Origin of the sequence: Paraburkholderia sp. SIMBA_030, from assembly GCF_046535245.1 — a bacterium.
GTDB lineage: Bacteria > Pseudomonadota > Gammaproteobacteria > Burkholderiales > Burkholderiaceae > Paraburkholderia.
Genome location: NZ_JAWRXB010001537.1, coordinates 1 through 239, shown reverse-complemented (window position 1 = coordinate 239; position 239 = coordinate 1). Strand labels below are relative to the sequence as shown.

General features: G+C 65.7%; 1 protein-coding gene. It reads right to left on the bottom strand.

What is annotated here, in order from left to right:
* The coding region (locus SB772_RS45165; protein ID WP_410839170.1) for a helix-turn-helix domain-containing protein at nucleotides 1-212 on the bottom strand (212 nt) is incomplete at its 3' end.
* Between the last annotated feature and the right edge of the window lie 27 nt (nucleotides 213-239).

Genomic DNA, 239 nt, shown 5'->3' with positions numbered 1-239 from the left:
AGATTGCGCTCGACCTGCGACAGGAATCCGATCGACAGGTTCGCCTCGGTCGCGACTTCCAGCAGCGTCTTCTTCGCTTCCCGGCGCAGCCGCCGGATGCGCTGGCCGATACGCATGAGGTCTGAATCCATGAATCTCTTTCGTGACAACGAGTCGGGAGGCGAGCGGAAGGGCGGTGCAGCCGCCGGGACGTTGCGTTCCGCGAAGCGCACGACGCACGGCCGTCGGGACGGCGATGC